This window comes from Algoriphagus marinus (genome assembly GCF_001936475.1).
GTDB classification, from domain to species: Bacteria; Bacteroidota; Bacteroidia; order Cytophagales; family Cyclobacteriaceae; genus Algoriphagus; species Algoriphagus marinus.
The window spans coordinates 982,815-999,637 of the sequence record NZ_MSPQ01000001.1; the positions used below are offsets into that span (position 1 = coordinate 982,815).

Below are 16,823 nucleotides of genomic sequence, written 5' to 3' on the forward strand. Positions count from 1 at the left end.
CAGGAATAAGCTTTACAATGAAGGAAGATCGGAAAATAGAAATAATGGATACCACGTTGAGGGATGGAGAACAGACCTCAGGGGTAGCCTTCCTGCCTTCAGAAAAACTCCAAATCGCCAAACTTTTACTTGAAGAGTTGAAGGTGGATCGGATTGAAGTAGCCTCCGCTCGGGTTTCTGACGGAGAACTTGCCGGTGTACAAAAAATCACTAAATGGGCAGAAGAAAAAGGCTATCTAGATCGAGTGGAGGTGCTGGGTTTTGTGGATACTCCTGCCTCGGTGGATTGGCTGGTTTCAGCCGGTACTAAAGTGATGAATCTTTTGACCAAAGGATCTTTAAATCATCTGACACATCAGCTAAAAAAGACTCAGGAACAACATTTCGAGGAAATTGCTACATGCATTGATTATGCTGAATCTAAGGGTATTCTAGTAAATGTTTACTTAGAAGATTGGTCAAATGGGATGAGGAATTCCCCAAAGTACACCTTGGATCTCATTGATTTCTTGAGCAAGTTATCCGTAAAGCGAATCATGCTTCCTGATACCTTGGGCTTGCTTTCTCCGGAGGAGACCAAAAGTTATTTTATTGAGATCACCACAAAGTATCCAAACGTTCATTTCGATTTTCACGCGCACAATGATTATGATCTAGCTGTTGCGAATGTCATGGAAGCGATTTTGCATGGAGCAGCTGGAATTCACACCACAATCAATGGACTTGGTGAGCGAGCGGGAAATGCGCCTTTGGAATCTGTCATCGCAGTAATTAAAGACTTTACCGATTTCAAGATTAATGCGCAGGAGCAGAAAGTATATCGGGTTTCCAAACTTGTGGAGCAATTTTCAGGACAACATATTCCTGCAAATAAGCCTGTAGTCGGAGAAAATGTCTTTACCCAGACTGCTGGAATTCATGCTGATGGTGACAATAAAAAGAATCTTTATTTCAATGACCTGATGCCGGAGCGATTTGGTAGACAGCGAAAATACGCCTTGGGGAAGACTTCTGGAAAAGCCAATATTCTTAAGAATTTGGAGGAACTGGGAATCTCTTTGGAAAAAGAGGAACTTGCTAAAGTCACCCAGCGGATCATCGAACTCGGGGATAAGAAAGAGCGAGTGACTACTGAGGATTTGCCTTACATCATTTCGGATGTCTTACAAAATAATTCGATTGTGAAGGACATCAGTATCGAGGGCTATCACATGACCCATTCGAAAGGCTTGAAACCATCGATCCAACTTCGTCTGAATATTCACGGGGAATCTTATGACGCCTCTGCGACAGGTGATGGACAGTATGATTCCTTTATGAAAGCAGTGAAAAAAATCTATAAATCCAGAAAGAAGCAACTTCCAAAGTTGATCGACTACCACGTATCCATTCCTCCAGGAGGGAAGACTGATGCTTTTGTAGAAACAGTCATCACTTGGGATTTTGGAAAAATATTTAAAACGAAAGGGCTCGATCCCGATCAAACCGTGGCAGCGATGATGGCCACAGAAAAAATGCTCAATATCCTCGAAAATTTTAATCAACCTTCCAACTCAGAAGAATCCAAAATTTATGGAAATGAATATCGCGCTATTGCCAGGTGATGGCATCGGCCCAGAAGTTATAGCTCAAGCAGTAAAAGTAGTGAATGCGATTGGTCAAAAGTTTGGCCATAAAATCACGTTTCGGGAAGCAGTCGTAGGTGCAGCAGCAATTGATGCAACAGGAGATCCTTACCCAGATAGCACGCATGAAATCGCGGCATCTTCCGATGCCATTCTTTTTGGTGCGATCGGCGACCCGAAATATGATAATGATCCGAAAGCAAAAGTCCGTCCAGAGCAAGGACTACTTCGCATGCGTCAGAAGTTGGGCCTATTTGCTAATGTTCGTCCTACATTCACCTTTCCTTCATTGATTCATAAATCCCCTTTGAAATTGGATCGCGTCGAGGGAGTGGATTTCGTATTCTTCAGAGAGCTTACCGGAGGGATTTATTTCGGTGAGCCAAGAGGTAGAAATGAGCAAGGAACTAAAGCTTTTGATACCAATGTGTACACCAAAGAAGAGATTACCCGATTGGCGCGAATGGGTTTTGAAGCTGCGCAAAAGCGAAGAAAATTATTGACCTGTGTGGATAAAGCAAATGTGCTTGCTACATCCAGACTTTGGAGAGAGACCGTGCAAGAATTGGCTCCTGAATATCCGGATGTCATAGTGGAATACGAATTCGTCGACGCTGTAGCGATGCGATTGATTCAGTGGCCTAAGGCATACGATGTCTTGATCACAGAAAACCTTTTTGGAGATATTTTGACGGATGAGGCTTCTGTGATTTCGGGTTCTATGGGCTTGATGCCTTCTGCGTCGCTCGGATCTGCTGTCAAATTATTTGAGCCTATTCACGGTTCTTATCCACAAGCTGCCGGAAAAGATATTGCCAATCCATTGGCGACAATCCTTTCAGCTGCAATGATGTTTGATTATGCATTTGATCTAAAAGCTGAAGCCCAATTGATTTCTGATGTAGTAAATCTGTCTTTGGATGAAGGAATTGTCACCGAAGATATTGCAGATGGAGGCAAAGCGTATAAGACCTCGGAAGTGGGAGATTGGCTGGCAAAGAAGATTCTGGAGTAAATTCTCCATTAATGAGACTCAGTAAACCACTTTAGAAATAGAGTGGTATTTTTTTTTAGAAAATTTGAAATGAAAATTTGCTTTTTAATTCTGGGGGGGGGTATTTTTAGTCGTGATCACTTAAAGGCCAGTTTTAAATAAATTAAAACCTTAAATTCTAAAAAAAATGAAAAAGAAAGTCTATTTAATTATGACAATCGCGATGGTTGGAATCGCGTCATTTTCAGTGATACCAACAATGGCACAAACTGATGGGAATTGTGATGAGACCTACTATAATGAAAAGAAGCAGTTTTTAGTTTCAGGTTGCAAACCCAAGGAAGGATACAGATGCCTTTTGCGTTGTGATCAGCCGAATGTCCCAGATATTAGTATATAATAGATGTTGAATATTTCGCCCCAAATGCATTCTATTTGGGGTGATTTTTCTTTTAATATGAAAATAAATTTCTTTTTATTCGTAACGCTTTTCTTTTTTTCCTGTTCGTCACAAAAAGATGCTGATAACATAGACCTCTTAGATTTCTCTAATTCCAAAATAATGGAAGTTGAAATTAAAGATTGGATAAAAGTTGAAGCAACTGCCCAATTGGACGTTCAAGATTCTATTCCATTTGGTAAGATAATACAAGTTGAGTTTTCTGATTCTGAGATATTTGTACTCGAAAATGGAATAAATTCTTCCATACTTGTTTTTGACCGGGAGGGTAAGTATAAGAAGCAACTTTTGAAATTAGGGACAGGCCCAGGCGAGTATTCTCAAATTGAGTTTTTTGTTAAAAGAGAAAACTCGATCTTAGTTTATGATCGATCTTACCAAAAACTAATTAACTATTCAACAACTGACTTTTCTGTCCTTCAGGAATACAAGTCCCAAGATTATTTCTTGGGAGGTTTGGGCGGGCTTGCTAATGATCGTGTTTTTTTGGTTTCAGATTCTGAATTGGAAGCTGAAATTTATAAAGGATATGGATTTTTTAATGCTGATTTTTCTAGTCCCCAGTATCAACCACAGTTTTCAGGAAATATTGAGGCTTTTTTACCTCAGAGCATTTCAAGTTTTTCAGAGAAAAACTATTTGGTGCAGCCTTTTAGTGACAAGGTATTTGAGATAGAAAAGGACTCATTGAAACTTTCCTTTATAATTGACTTTGGGTCTAAAAAGGTGCCTTTGGAGACCTCGGAGGTCATTGATGCTGAAGAGTTTTACCGAATTTTAGAAAATGGCTCTTATTATTTTGCTCCTCATAATTTATTAATTGCTGAAAAATCTGTTGGGTTTAATTTTTTCAAGGAGTCTATTGATAATCTTAATTTTGGATTGATCCAAAATGGGCAAGCTTACCGTTTTTCGATTGATTCCGATCTGAAGGAGCTTTTCTTAAAGCCGATAGCCGTTCGTGAGGATTTATTCCATACCATATTGTTACCCGGAGAATATAATGAAGAAGTAATTGAGCTGTTAAATCTTACTGAAGTTGACTATGAAAAACCCATTTTGGTGTCTTATACGATCGGTCAATAAATGGCTGATTATTCCTCTTTTGTTGATAAGTGTTCAATCATTTGGCCAAGAAAGAAGTGCTACTTATTTCTATTCCTCCAATGAGCAGATGCCCCTTGCGTATCTCAGAGTGCAGGTAAAAGATGGAAGCTTTATGGACTTCACCGATCTCGCTGGGAAACTGGAATACCTAAAGCAAGAGATCCCCGAGAACTCCTCGATCAATATATCCGGCTATGGGATCAATGACACCTTGCTTTCTATAAAGCAGATATGGGAGCTAGATACGATTTTTTTAAAAACAAAAGAGTTTGAGCTTCCTGAGGTTGCTATTAATTCTACTGCGCTTAGCGAGCTAAAAATTGGAGATGCCTTAGCTGATGGTTGGGAGGTTACTAAACCGATAGACTTGAATAATAGATCTGACGGCGAATTTTACCGCTATACTATTCGAGTCAAGATTCCAAAAAAGAATCAGCTTATATTGGATGAGATAAAGTTTTACGTGTCTCAAATACTGGAAGAAAAAGTGGATGTATCCATTCGGATACTATTTCCAAATAGTGGATTGCAAATTAAATCTGGTAGGATAAATTCAATTCAAGATTTTACGGAATTATTGCAAGGAAATAAAGTGGTAGAAGTATCTAAATCAGGATGGACGCAAGTGAATTTTGATGAATCTGTTGGTATTCCGGAGGGAGTGAAAGACTTATTTATTGTTTTTGATCTATTGGAAAAAGAGCCCAAGTCGAAATTTGCTTTAGCAGATCAGCGGGTAAGTAAGGCTATTGATTTGGGTTTTTATATTACTGGAGGGGAAATTGGTGTTTTTGAAGGTGACCCTTTTCATCCTGCGGTTGAACTTACTTTTTTGAAGGAGTAAGGCTTTTTTTCAACCCAATAAGGTGATTCAGGAGCTTTTTTGATTTTTCCTTCGGATCGCTTTTATACAAGAGTCGGTAGGCTATGGTATATTGTAGAGATAATTTTCCACGTATACCCAATGAAAAGCTCTCAAGTAATTTTTCTCTTTCTCTTAGTCTTAACTTTCGCATGCTCGACCAAAGAAGAACCCACCAAGCAATGGTACAAAGGAAATCTCCACACCCATTCTTATTGGTCTGATGGGGATGATTATCCTGAGATGATTATGGGTTGGTATAAATCCCATGACTATGATTTTGTGGTTTTATCGGATCACAATACGCTTGCTGAGGGTGAAAAATGGAAATTGATCCCAAAATCACCTTCCCACGAAATGGGCTTTCAAAAGTATTTTGAGAAGTATGGGGATCAGGTGACGTATCGAGAAGACTCTGCAGGTAGGATAGAAGTAAAGCTGAAAACTTTAGCGGAGTATGCTCCCATGTTTGAAAAGGAGGGGGAGTTCCTAATAATTCAATCACAGGAATTGACAGAGAATTTTGAAAAGAAACCACTTCACATGAATGTGACGAACATCCAGAAATTAATACCTGCAGAGGGAGGAAACTCTGTTCCGGAAATATTGCAAAATGGTTTAGATCGGGTCAAAGCTCAGCGAGATTCGACCGGCGTGCCCATGTTTTTGCATATCAATCATCCAAATTTTATCTGGGCGATCACTCCTGAAGATATCATGGCCTTGGATGGAGAGCGATTTTTCGAAGTGTACAATGGGCATCCTATGGTAAATAATTACGGAGATTCGCTGCGGCCAAGCATGGAAGTGCTTTGGGATAAAGTTCAGGTGTCTTATTTGACTGATGGCAAGCCGCTACTCTATGGATTAGCAGTTGATGATGCCCACAATTATCATGTATTCGATCAAGTAAGCAGTAATCCTGGACGTGGTTGGGTCATGGTTTTGGCTGAAGATTTAAGTCCAAGTTCTTTAATTGAAGCTATGGAAAAAGGTGATTTTTATTCAAGCACAGGGGTCACTTTAAGTGCTATTGATTTTGATGGTGAAACATTGTCCGTGAATGTTGAAACTGAAGAAGATGTTACTTATACCATCCAGTTTTTTGGGACAAAAAAGTCAAACCCAACGAAAAGTGGTGTTTTATTGAAAGAAGAGCAGGGGCAAATTTCAACCTATGCGTTGAAGGAGGATGATATGTATGTTCGCGCTAAAATCATCTCTTCCAAACTAAAAGAAAATCCTTATCAAATAGGGGACATGGAAGTGGCTTGGACCCAGCCCGTCTTGAAAAAATAGAGCAGACTTCTTGTCTCCCTGACTTTCCTTTTGTAAATGCTAGTTTATATTTGAACATGCAATCCCGCCCTTTCTCTTACCTTTTTTCAATAAGTTATTTTGGAGCTCGCTACAAAGGATGGGCTCCACAGCCCAATCAACCTACAGTGCAAAAGAGACTGGAGCGGGTGTTTCGACATGTCTTCGGACATGAAGATTTTTCCTTAATTGGAGCAAGTCGGACCGATTCTGGGGTTTCTTGCCTGGGAGGATTTGTGCAGCTTTTCTTACGAGAAAAGGTAGAAATGGAGGGGCTACTTCCTGAATTGAAAACTCACTTGCCGGATGACATTCGTCTGAATAGAGTGGAGGAAGTACCCCTGACTTTTAATTTGATTCAGGCAGTTAGGCAAAAAACCTATCGCTATTATTTTTCCAGTGAAGCGAATCTTCACCCTTTCGCCTCTGCGTTCCTAGTGAATGTTTCTGGTCTTTTAGACTTGGAGTTGATGCGAGAAGCTACCCAGCTTTTTGTGGGGAGTCATGATTTTAAAGCTTTTTGCAAAGCCTCCGAAAATAAAACCGATTACAACAGAGCAGTGCTTTCTGCGGGGATTTATGCTTCGAATGAATTTCTAGGAACTTTCTTCCCAAAGGAAATAAATTACTTCGAAGTGACCGGTACGGGTTTTCTCCATCACCAAGTTCGAAAGATGATGACTGCACTTTGGGAAGTTTCAAATGGAAATTGGAAGCTAGCCGATATTTCTAATCGACTGGCAAATCCTAATTCAGATTGGAATCAAATCCCTCCTGCACCGGCAAATGGACTGATTCTTTGGAAAACAATTTTGAAATCAGAAAGCTAAAGTGAGAAGTCTGAAACTTGAATTTTTTCAGATTTCTCACTTATGAATTCAAAATTTCGATCATACCTTATTAGGTTCTGGATGCACGTAGGGAGCACGATAAGGTCGTCTAAGTTTTGAAGTAGCTTCCTGATCTCCGATTACGGTCATGGTTTTTGGATCATACTTCAATGCTCGACCGCCCAAATCCATGGAGATATTTGCCAAAATACAGGAAGCGGTCGAAATATGACCTTCCTGAATATCTGCTATCGGAAGCGTATCCTTTTCGATGGAATTCAGCCAATCTTTCATATGAAGGCGAGTTGCTGGAGCAGCATTGAGCTCGATTCGCTCTTCAGTGACATCTTCAGGGAATTGCTCTTCTTCTAATACAAGGTCAAAATGAATAGGCTTTTTGTCATCACCGTAAGGAATAAAATCCGCTTGCATTGTACTTCCTACCAAGTAGCCATGTTCGCCAAAAATCTTAAAAGCCCAAGGATAATCCTTATCTACTGGATTTCCCCAAGTCCGATGCTGCCATACTACATTTAACTCAGGGTATTCAAAGATTGCAGTCTGTGTATCAGAAATGTTGGATTTCCCTTCTTTCTGAACATAGATTCCTCCGGAGGAGGTAATCTGTGTTGGCCAGCCAAGTGCCAGCATCCAACGGACTGTATCCAGCATGTGCACGCACATATCTCCTGTGATTCCATTTCCATATTCGATGAAAGTTCTCCACCATCTGATATGTGGAAGTCCATCATAAGGCCTCAAAGGCGCGGGGCCAGTCCAAAGATCATAATTAAAAAATGAAGGAACAGGCTCCACTGGTGGATTTCCGTTGGCTCGCATGTGGAAATAACAACAGATTTCAGCATGTGAGATTTTGCCTAAAAGCCCTTTGTCAATGACTTCTTTTTTTGCGGTGATCAAGTGCGGGGTGCTCTTTCGTTGCGTACCTACCTGCACCTTTTTATTGTATTTCCGAGCAGCTGCCAAGATTGCCTCACCCTCGATCACATCGACTGAAATTGGCTTTTGCAAGTAAACATGCGCACCTGATTTAAGCGCATCAATTGCCATTAAAGCATGCCAATGATCCGGAGATCCAATTAAGACATACTCGGGCTTCGTTTCCGCGAGGAGTTTTTTATAATCCTCAAAAAGTGGAGGAACGTTACCCGATTTCTGGCGCTCTGAGACCAGCTTTCCTGCTGCTTCTAGAATAGTTCGATCGGGATCGCACAAACCTACTACTTCTACATCTGCGACTTGGATTAGGCGAAAAAGGTCTGATTTCCCGTACCAGCCTGTGCCGATTAAAGCTACTTGGATTGGTCCTTCGCGGTCTTTGAAATCCATACCAAGTAAGCCAAAGCTTGCCAAAGCAGCCAAAGCTGAAGATCCTTTGAGGAAATCGCGTCTATTTAAGTGATTCATAGGTTTTTGGGTTGAGTTGTTTTGTGAACTTAATTTACAAAAATGAGTGGATTGGGCAACTTTGAAAGGATAAACGGTATTTATGAACTTATGGAATTCAAATTGCCTTCCATTCCAGTTGCCTTCCTTCGTTTTTGGCTTTGACATCCATCCCATTCCCTAAGGCAATTCCAATTGACATCCCGATAGGTATTCCAATCGCCAAAAAGGCCATATTGCCTATTGCTGCTCCAAAAGCAACTCCTAGTGGAAGCCCAATTGCTGACATTCCTAATGCCATCCAAAGTGTTTGATAATGATTTTGAGGAACGATTTTCAGCTCTTTTTCAAGAAGTTTGAGGATTGCGGCCTGCCCAGCTTTCATCGCTTTGAGCAATTCTGGATCTGGTCCGGAGAAATTATTTATGCCGGCGATGATTTCGTTGATTTTTGAAGCTTGGGCTTCAGGGATATCTTTTCTCGAGATGGCTGTTAAAAGATTTTCAAGCGAAAGGGATTGCTTGGCGAGCTTGGGATGGGTTTCAAAGGAAGGGCGGGGAGAAAGGGAAATGATTGACATCTAACATTGGTTTGCCTCCAATTTAATAGAAATCAAGAATAATCTATTTATACTCCCAGTCTAAATTACTTATAATCCCACCCCAAACTTTTCTCCCAACTCAGTCAAATCTTTTACTACAGGATCTAATAAAGGAATGCCTTCCTTCATTCGAATTGCCTCCAATTCTCGCTCAGGATCACCAGGGATTAATACTTTTTCATTACCAGGAGTTGGTTTAGCAGCTCGGAATCGCCCGATCCAATTATCCATGTGTGACTTAAATTCATCTGCCGGTCGAAACGCATCTACTCGCATCGCCCCAAAAAAGTGACCAATTCCCTCACCCACTGGATTGGGGTCTGGTTCTAGGAAAGCCACAAATGGAGGAACCCAAGGCCCATAATTAGCACCGGAAAGAACTGCTGAAAAAATATCCACGATCGAACCTAGCGCATATCCTTTATGCGATCCATGCTCCCGATCCCCACCAAGGGGAAGTAAGGCACCACCATCTTTAACACCATTTGCGGAGGTTGTTGGGTTTCCGATTTTATCCTGAACCCAACCAGTAGGGGTATCCATTCCTTTTCGTTGTAAGATTTCCAATTTCCCGTTAGCTGCGGTTGTAGTTGCCATATCGGCCACAAAAGGAGGTTGATCCTTAGCTGGAATTGCGACGGCAATTGGGTTGGTTCCGAGCAATCTTTCTTGAGAAAATGTGGGGGCTACCAAAGGGCTTGCATTCGTCAAAGAGATTCCAATCATGTCATGCTCCAAAGCCATCATTGCATGATAACCTGCAATTCCATAGTGATTGGAATGTTTTACAGAAACCCATCCAGTTCCAGCGATCTTTGCTTTTTCTATGGCCACTTGCATCGCAAATGGAGCTACCACTAATCCCAATCCACCATCACCATCTACTACAGCAGTAGAAGGTGTTTCGTGAACTACCCGAATATTTGGAGTGGCATTAATTCTGCCTTTTTCCCAAAGGCGAACATAGCCGGATAATCTTGCCACTCCATGCGAATCTACTCCTCTCAGATCCGCTGAAAGCAAAACTTCAGTTGCGGTCTTTGCTTGATCTTCCGGGCAACCGATTTTGCAAAGCATCTGAAAAGTGAATTCGTATAGTTGTTCGTAGGAATAATTCATGGTTCAAAAGAAAAGGCCAAAATGATTAGATTTTGGCCAAAGATAAGGAAATGAATTTTTTGAAAGAGCCGAATTCCGAGGCTTTATTCTTAGATCAATAGCCTGGAAATAGCCCCTTCCTTCAGTGCATAATGAGAGCAGGTAATGGAGCGAATGGGAATAAAATCCAAAATAAAGTCAATCAGGCTGGATGCTACTACGATCATATCCGCTCGCATTGGAATCATGCCGGGAATCGCTAGTCGTTCTTCCCTGGTCTTCACGGTAAGATCATGATAGATTTTTTTGAACTCTTCAATGGGTAATTCAAATACATGCTGTCCAGTCAATTTACATTGAAGCATCGATTCAAAATACATGTCAGTCAATGTATCAAAGGTTCCCGATGCTCCGACCAATCCCGTGGGATGATAGGTTTTTATCGCATTGATCAGCGGTTGAAGTTTGCTCCTTAAATAAGATTTTAATTTTTCTATTTCTTCTGGAAGAATTGGGTCATGATGATGAAATAAATCCATCAATCGTTGGCCACCAATTTCAAAGCTTTCTTTATAAAACACCTCTTGAGAAGTTCCGATAATGAACTCTACTGAGCCTCCCCCAATATCCATCATCAATTCGATTTGGCCATTCAGAGATCCGGAAAGCTTGATCCCTTCATAGATCAATTGAGCTTCTTGCTCCCCAGAAATGACATTAATCTCAATACCGATTTCTGATTTTACTGTTTCTACGAATTCAGGACCATTTTTAGCATTTCTGACCGCACTGGTGGCAAAAGCAAAAATGTGTGAAATGCCTTCTCCATCAATAAGATTTTTGAAATGTCGGAGTGTATGCATCGCTCTTTTGAGCGCCTCGGGTGCCAGGAAATCCTGATTAATCCCTCCTTGTCCTATTTTTACCGGGATTTTTTCCTTGTAAATCGTCTTAAAATTCACTCCGTTGATCTCCACCAATAACAAATGAAATGTATTGGTTCCCATGTCAATCACCGCTGCCTTTCGCGTACTCATAATTATTGCCCAAATTTTGGATGGGCGAATATAGAAAGTTTATTGAATTTCAATGGATTAATAAAATGTGAAAAAATAGCAAAACCTGATTTCTATCGAATTCTTACCCGAGCTTCAAGTAAATAGCCAAACCACTTGTACGGATTTGTTTTCTCCCTGTCCAAAGGCTGTTATATTTGAACCTGACAAAAAACTTTTCCATGACAGAACAGCATAAACCCAATTCGACTTTGACTCCCAATCAGGAGAAATTAGAGATTTTAAAAAAGAAAAATAAAGAAGCGCTTCTTGGTGGCGGGCAATCACGGATCGACTCTCAACATAAAAAAGGAAAACTTACCGCCCGTGAGCGAGTGGATTTATTACTTGATGAGGGGACTTTTCAGGAGATTGATAAGTTTGTGATGCATCGAACCAAAGATTTTGGTTTGGATAAGGAGCACTACCTTGGAGATGGAGTGGTGACTGGTTATGGCGAGGTTAACGGCCGTTTAGTTTATGTCTTTTCACAGGACTTTACCGTTTTTGGAGGTTCGCTTTCAGAGACACATGCAGAGAAAATCTGCAAAATCATGGATATGGCCATGAAAAATGGTGCTCCAGTGATTGGATTAAATGATTCAGGTGGGGCAAGAATCCAAGAAGGAGTCAATTCCTTGGGTGGCTATGCGGATATCTTTTATCGAAATACCAGAGCCTCCGGAGTCATTCCTCAGATTTCGGGAATAATGGGTCCTTGTGCCGGTGGCGCGGTTTATTCACCAGCGATTACGGATTTTATTTTCATGGTGGAGAATACATCTTACATGTTTGTGACTGGACCAAATGTGGTGAAGACCGTCACACAAGAAAATGTCACAGCTGAAGAATTAGGAGGGGCTTCTGCCCATAGTACTAAAAGCGGTGTTACTCATTTTGCTTGCGCAAATGAATTGGCATGTATCCAGCACATCAAACAAACACTGGGCTACCTCCCTCAAAATTGCGAAGAAATCGCTCCTAAATATTCCTATGAAATTCAAGGAGATGAGCATAGAAAGGAATTAGACACATTAATTCCCGAAAACCCTAATCATCCTTATGATATCAGAGACGCTATCAAAGGGATCGTGGACGAAGATTCATTTTTGGAAGTTCACGAAAACTATGCCGACAATATCGTAGTTGGATTTGCCAGAATTGCTGGACGAAGTATTGGAGTAGTTGGGAATCAGCCTCAGTCAATGGCTGGAGTTTTGGATAATCACGCCTCGACTAAAGCCGCTCGATTTGTAAGAACTTGTGATAGTTTTAATGTGCCACTACTTGTATTAGTAGACGTCCCAGGATTTCTACCGGGAACGGATCAGGAATGGAATGGGATTATTACGAATGGAGCAAAGTTACTTTATGCCTTTTCAGAGGCCACGGTTCCAAGAATCACGGTGATTACCCGAAAAGCCTACGGTGGGGCTTATGATGTTATGAACTCCAAGCATATTGGCGCAGATTTGAATTTTGCCTGGCCAACAGCAGAAATCGCGGTGATGGGAGCAAAAGGAGCTGCGGAGATTATTTTCAAAAAGGAAATCGCTGAGGCAGCAGATCCAGAAGCAAAGCTTCAGGAAAAAGTGGATGAGTACACTGAGAAGTTTGCAAATCCATATCGAGCAGCTCATCGCGGATTTATCGATGAGGTAATCTTGCCTTCTGAAACTAGAATGAAGCTGATCAAAGCTTTCAAAATGCTCGAGAATAAAGTGGACAAAATTCCACGAAAAAAGCATGGGAATATCCCACTTTAATAAATTCAATAATCAATTTTAAATTTTCAAATTCAAAAATGGAATCGAATACCTTCCTATATAAATATCTAAATAATGCCTCCCCAACCGGTTTTGAAGCATCAGGCCAACAGATTTGGTTGGATTATGTCAAGCCATTTGTAGACAGTTATTTCACTGATAATTATGGAACAGCTGTCGGAGTTATCAATCCCGAGGCAAAGTTCAAGTTCGTCATTGAAGCCCATGCAGATGAAATCAGCTGGTTTGTAAACTACATCAAAGACGATGGGTATATCTACGTCCGCCGAAATGGAGGTTCAGATCATATGATCGCTCCATCCATGCGGGTGAATATCCACACCGATAAAGGAATACTTCCGGGAGTATTTGGCTGGCCGGCTATTCACGTCAGAAAGGACGGAAAAGAAGATGCCCCAACTTTGGATAATATCTTTCTAGACGTCGGAGCCCGAAGTAAAGCTGAGGTAGAGGAAATGGGAATCCACGTAGGCTGTGTAATTACTTTTCAAGATGAGTTAACGGAATTGAATGGGAAATTCTATTCAGGCCGAGCGCTCGATAATAGAATAGGTGGCTATATGATTGCAGAAGTAGCTCGAAAAATAAAAGAATCAGGAAAAAAATTACCTTTTGGACTTTATGTAGTGAATGCAGTTCAGGAGGAAATTGGTCTTCGGGGTGCAGAGATGATTGCTGCTAACATCAAACCTAACGTAGCGATCATCACAGATGTATGTCATGATACCACCGCTCCCATGTATAGCAAAATTGCAAGCGGAGACCAGACGGCTGGCAATGGACCAGTTTTAACTTATGGAGCATCAGTTCACAAAAAGTTGCTGGATATGATCATTGCCACGGCTAAGAAAAATAGTATTCCTTTTCAGCGGTCTGCAGCATCCAGAAGCACAGGTACAGATACAGATGCTTTTGCCTATTCTAATGGAGGAGTACCTTCTGCCTTGATTTCTTTGCCTTTGAAATATATGCATACTACTGTAGAAACAGCAAGTAAATCGGATATCGAACAAGTAATCAATTTAATGGTCGAATTCATTTTGGAATTTGATCCAAGCTTTGATTTCAGATATATAAAATAAGTCAACAAGCTTTAGACCATAGCTAAAGATGGATTTAGCTGTGGTCTAAGCAAAGTTGAATTTGGATATGATTTTTCTTGATCAGCTCAACCGCTCCATTTTTATTCCTTCGATTCCAAAACGAATTGTTTCATTGGTTCCATCCCAAACAGAATTATTGGTTGATTTGGGTTTGGAAGATCGGATAGTTGGAGTCACTAAGTTCTGTGTTCACCCTAAAGACCTGCGGAAAAGTAAAACGATTATTGGTGGTACAAAAATTTATCGTTTTGATTTGATTGACCAATTAAATCCCGATCTGATAATTGGTAATAAGGAAGAGAATGATCAGGAGGGGGTTGAGACTCTCATGAAAAAGTATCCCGTATGGATGAGTGATATCTATACATTGGAGGATAGTTTGGATATGATGCTTCGGTTGGCAGAGATATTCAAAGTTGAAGAGGAGGCGAAATTAATTTCAGATCGAATTCAATCAGATTTTTTAGAAAAGCCAATAAGGAAGGGAAGTGTAGTCTACTTGATTTGGAATAATCCTATGATGGTGGCTGGATCAAAGACTTTTATTAATGAAATGTTGACTAGGGCGGGCTTTGAAAATCTGATTCAAAGCAACCGTTACCCCGAGATTTCAAAAGAAGAGCTTATACGACTTAATCCGGATTATTTGCTCTTGAGTTCAGAGCCATTTCCATTTAAAGAAGGTCATTTGAAAGAGTTTGGAGATCTTTTACCAAATACTAAAATCAAGCTAGTTGACGGAGAGTTGTTTTCTTGGTATGGATCAAGGTTGCTCCGCTCTAAGCAATATTTTGAATCACTTTAAAGATTTACCTTATATATACGTCATTTCGCCACTGATGAAAAATTCTAATTTCATCAAATACTTTTTTAAAAATTTCAATTAACTTTTGACTTTGATCTACAGCATTTCTTTAGAAAGAGGAAATAAGATCTATTTGCCAATTACCTGGCTTACTTTAGAAACTCGAACGAAGTATAATCAAATCAATAAAAATGAAAAATTCTAAGATTGCCTTATTAGCATTGCTCGTCATTGCTTGGTCATGTGGACCCAAGCCAGCAGAAGATTCTGCTGAAGAATTAGTGGCGGAAGAAATTATTGTCCCTGATAATTCTCTGACTGATGAAGAAAAAGCAGACGGTTGGATGCTTTTATTTGATGGCCAAAGCGCTGATGGGTGGAGGGCTTTTAATGGAGATACCCTTCCTCCTAATTGGATTATTGAGGATGGGGCGTTGAAAGGTCTTGGGGCCACAGGAGGCGAAGATTTCGGGGGAGATATTGTTTTTGGACCAATGGAGTTTGAAGAATTTGAAATGGAGTTCACCTGGAAGATATCTCCAGGGGGCAATAGTGGTGTATTCTATCATGTGGTAGAAGGTCCGAATTACAAAGCTCCTTATTACACTGGGCCGGAATATCAGGTTATTGATCAAATAGGTTTTCCAGAAAAACTGGAAGCTTGGCAATCAATTGGAGGTGATTATGCTATGACTGAGCCAGATTATGAAGGTGTTGTAAAGCCAGCTGGTGAATGGAATACTTCTAAAATCATATTTTCTGAAGCCGGTGCAAGCTATTGGTTGAATGGGAAGCAGACTGTTTCATTTGTTCCATATTCAGAGGATTGGATGGCGAAACGTAATTCTGGTAAATGGAATGATTTTCCTGACTATAAAATTGCAAGAAAAGGTTTGATTGCGCTCCAAGATCATGGAGATCCTGTTTGGTTTAAAAATATTAAAATAAAGAAATTATGAAAAAAGTAGTTTTACTAGGAGTCTTACTTGTTTTGACTCAAATCACTTTTGCCCAGAAGAAAGAAAAGTTGTTCAATGGCAAAAATCTTGACGGTTGGATAATATATGGTACTGAAAAATGGTATGTTGAAGATGGATTGTTGATTTCTGAAAGTGGGCCTGATAAAGGTTATGGCTACTTAGGTACAGAAGGCGATTATGATGACTTTGAGATTACGCTAGAATTCAAGCAAGAAGCAAACGGGAATTCGGGAGTATTTATCAGATCGACTGTTGATGGAACAAAGGTTTCAGGTTGGCAGGTTGAGGTAGCTCCTCCAGGTTCTGATACTGGAGGGATTTATGAGTCTTACGGTAGAGGCTGGTTGATTAAGCCAGATCCTGAAAAGGATAAAGCTTTAAAGTTTGGAGATTGGAATAAAATGAGAATCGTTGTAAAAGGGGATAATGTTACGTCCTATTTGAATGGAACTGAAATGGTAAACTTCACAGATTCTAAGATTGGAGAAGGAAAAGGAGGGGTTTTACTTCAAATTCATGATGGTGGAGGAATTAAAGTCTATTGGAGAAACATTGTTTTGAAAAAGCTTTAAGAGGTAAATTTTAGCCTTTCGATGCCTTTGAGGATTTATCATCTTCAAAGGCATTTTTGTTTTGAAAATTTTAAGGTTCTAAATCAGCGTTTTAGAAGAAATATTAAGATTTTTCTAAACTTCCTCTTGTCAGAAGAAATAAAAGGGAGATATTTGCACTCCCAAACGACGCGAACGGCGGTTTGGAAAAGGTTGAAAGAGGAGTTTTGGTGACGGAATA

The 16,823-nt window shown here is 40.3% G+C and carries 16 protein-coding genes; 12 read left to right on the forward strand and 4 right to left on the reverse strand.

The window, feature by feature from the left end; all coding sequences use genetic code 11:
• The first annotated feature begins 17 nt into the window (after nt 1–17).
• The 7 genes from BVC88_RS04325 (at nt 18) to truA (ending at nt 7,195) form a co-directional block, all read left to right on the forward strand.
• Nucleotides 18–1,604, forward strand: a complete 1,587-nt coding sequence (locus tag BVC88_RS04325; protein WP_075349457.1) for an alpha-isopropylmalate synthase regulatory domain-containing protein — start codon at nt 18–20, stop codon at nt 1,602–1,604.
• Nucleotides 1,573–2,640 carry a 3-isopropylmalate dehydrogenase gene (leuB, locus tag BVC88_RS04330; RefSeq protein WP_075349385.1) on the forward strand — a complete coding sequence of 356 codons (1,068 nt, stop codon included), beginning with the start codon at nt 1,573–1,575 and terminating at the stop codon, nt 2,638–2,640. Before BVC88_RS04325 ends, leuB begins: the two co-directional genes overlap by 32 nt.
• A gap of 166 nt (nt 2,641–2,806) precedes the next feature.
• Nucleotides 2,807–3,019, forward strand: a complete 213-nt coding sequence (locus BVC88_RS04335) for a hypothetical protein (protein ID WP_075349386.1) — start codon at nt 2,807–2,809, stop codon at nt 3,017–3,019.
• 57 nt (nt 3,020–3,076) lie between these two features.
• Nucleotides 3,077–4,165 (forward strand): 6-bladed beta-propeller, encoded by a 1,089-nt coding sequence (locus tag BVC88_RS04340; RefSeq protein WP_175574370.1) that lies wholly within the window; start codon nt 3,077–3,079, stop codon nt 4,163–4,165.
• Complete coding sequence (locus BVC88_RS04345) at nt 4,125–5,030, forward strand: hypothetical protein (protein WP_139316523.1); 906 nt, start codon at nt 4,125–4,127, stop codon at nt 5,028–5,030. The genes BVC88_RS04340 and BVC88_RS04345 overlap by 41 nt, the downstream gene beginning before the upstream one ends.
• A 120-nt stretch (nt 5,031–5,150) precedes the next feature.
• Nucleotides 5,151–6,347: a CehA/McbA family metallohydrolase domain-containing protein gene (locus BVC88_RS04350; RefSeq protein WP_075349389.1), complete on the forward strand. Its 1,197-nt coding sequence runs from the start codon at nt 5,151–5,153 to the stop codon at nt 6,345–6,347.
• A 56-nt stretch (nt 6,348–6,403) separates the two neighbouring features.
• Nucleotides 6,404–7,195, forward strand: a complete 792-nt coding sequence (gene truA, locus BVC88_RS04355; RefSeq protein ID WP_075349390.1) for a tRNA pseudouridine(38-40) synthase TruA — start codon at nt 6,404–6,406, stop codon at nt 7,193–7,195.
• A 60-nt stretch (nt 7,196–7,255) separates the two neighbouring features.
• On the opposite strand, the gene BVC88_RS04360 is transcribed toward truA, so the two are convergent.
• The 4 genes from BVC88_RS04360 to BVC88_RS04375 form a co-directional block, all read right to left on the reverse strand.
• Complete coding sequence (locus BVC88_RS04360) at nt 7,256–8,623, reverse strand: Gfo/Idh/MocA family oxidoreductase (RefSeq protein ID WP_075349458.1); 1,368 nt, start codon at nt 8,621–8,623, stop codon at nt 7,256–7,258.
• Between the two features lie 97 nt (nt 8,624–8,720).
• Entirely contained in the window at nt 8,721–9,182 is a 462-nt protein-coding gene (locus tag BVC88_RS04365) for a hypothetical protein (RefSeq protein WP_075349391.1), read from the reverse strand.
• Between the two features lie 69 nt (nt 9,183–9,251).
• On the reverse strand, nt 9,252–10,322 hold the full coding sequence (locus BVC88_RS04370; protein WP_075349392.1) for an Ldh family oxidoreductase: 1,071 nt from the start codon (nt 10,320–10,322) through the stop codon (nt 9,252–9,254).
• 89 nt (nt 10,323–10,411) lie between these two features.
• Nucleotides 10,412–11,338, reverse strand: a complete 927-nt coding sequence (locus BVC88_RS04375; RefSeq protein WP_075349393.1) for a Ppx/GppA phosphatase family protein — start codon at nt 11,336–11,338, stop codon at nt 10,412–10,414.
• Between the two features lie 200 nt (nt 11,339–11,538).
• Here BVC88_RS04375 and BVC88_RS04380 point away from each other — a divergent pair, with 200 nt between their 5' ends.
• The 5 genes from BVC88_RS04380 to BVC88_RS04400 all read left to right on the forward strand — a co-directional run bounded on the left by BVC88_RS04380 (nt 11,539) and on the right by BVC88_RS04400 (nt 16,603).
• The gene (locus BVC88_RS04380) at nt 11,539–13,122 is read left to right on the forward strand and encodes an acyl-CoA carboxylase subunit beta (protein WP_075349394.1); all 1,584 of its coding nucleotides are present in this window, start codon (nt 11,539–11,541) and stop codon (nt 13,120–13,122) included.
• Nucleotides 13,123–13,160: 38 nt separating this feature from the next.
• Complete coding sequence (locus BVC88_RS04385) at nt 13,161–14,225, forward strand: M42 family metallopeptidase (protein ID WP_075349395.1); 1,065 nt, start codon at nt 13,161–13,163, stop codon at nt 14,223–14,225.
• Between the two features lie 67 nt (nt 14,226–14,292).
• Nucleotides 14,293–15,051, forward strand: a complete 759-nt coding sequence (locus tag BVC88_RS04390) for an ABC transporter substrate-binding protein (protein WP_075349396.1) — start codon at nt 14,293–14,295, stop codon at nt 15,049–15,051.
• 191 nt (nt 15,052–15,242) lie between these two features.
• Nucleotides 15,243–16,010 (forward strand): 3-keto-disaccharide hydrolase, encoded by a 768-nt coding sequence (locus BVC88_RS04395; RefSeq protein ID WP_075349397.1) that lies wholly within the window; start codon nt 15,243–15,245, stop codon nt 16,008–16,010.
• A complete protein-coding gene (locus BVC88_RS04400) occupies nt 16,007–16,603 on the forward strand; it encodes a 3-keto-disaccharide hydrolase (RefSeq protein ID WP_075349398.1) in 597 nt (198 codons plus the stop codon). Before BVC88_RS04395 ends, BVC88_RS04400 begins: the two co-directional genes overlap by 4 nt.
• Nucleotides 16,604–16,823 lie beyond the last annotated feature (220 nt).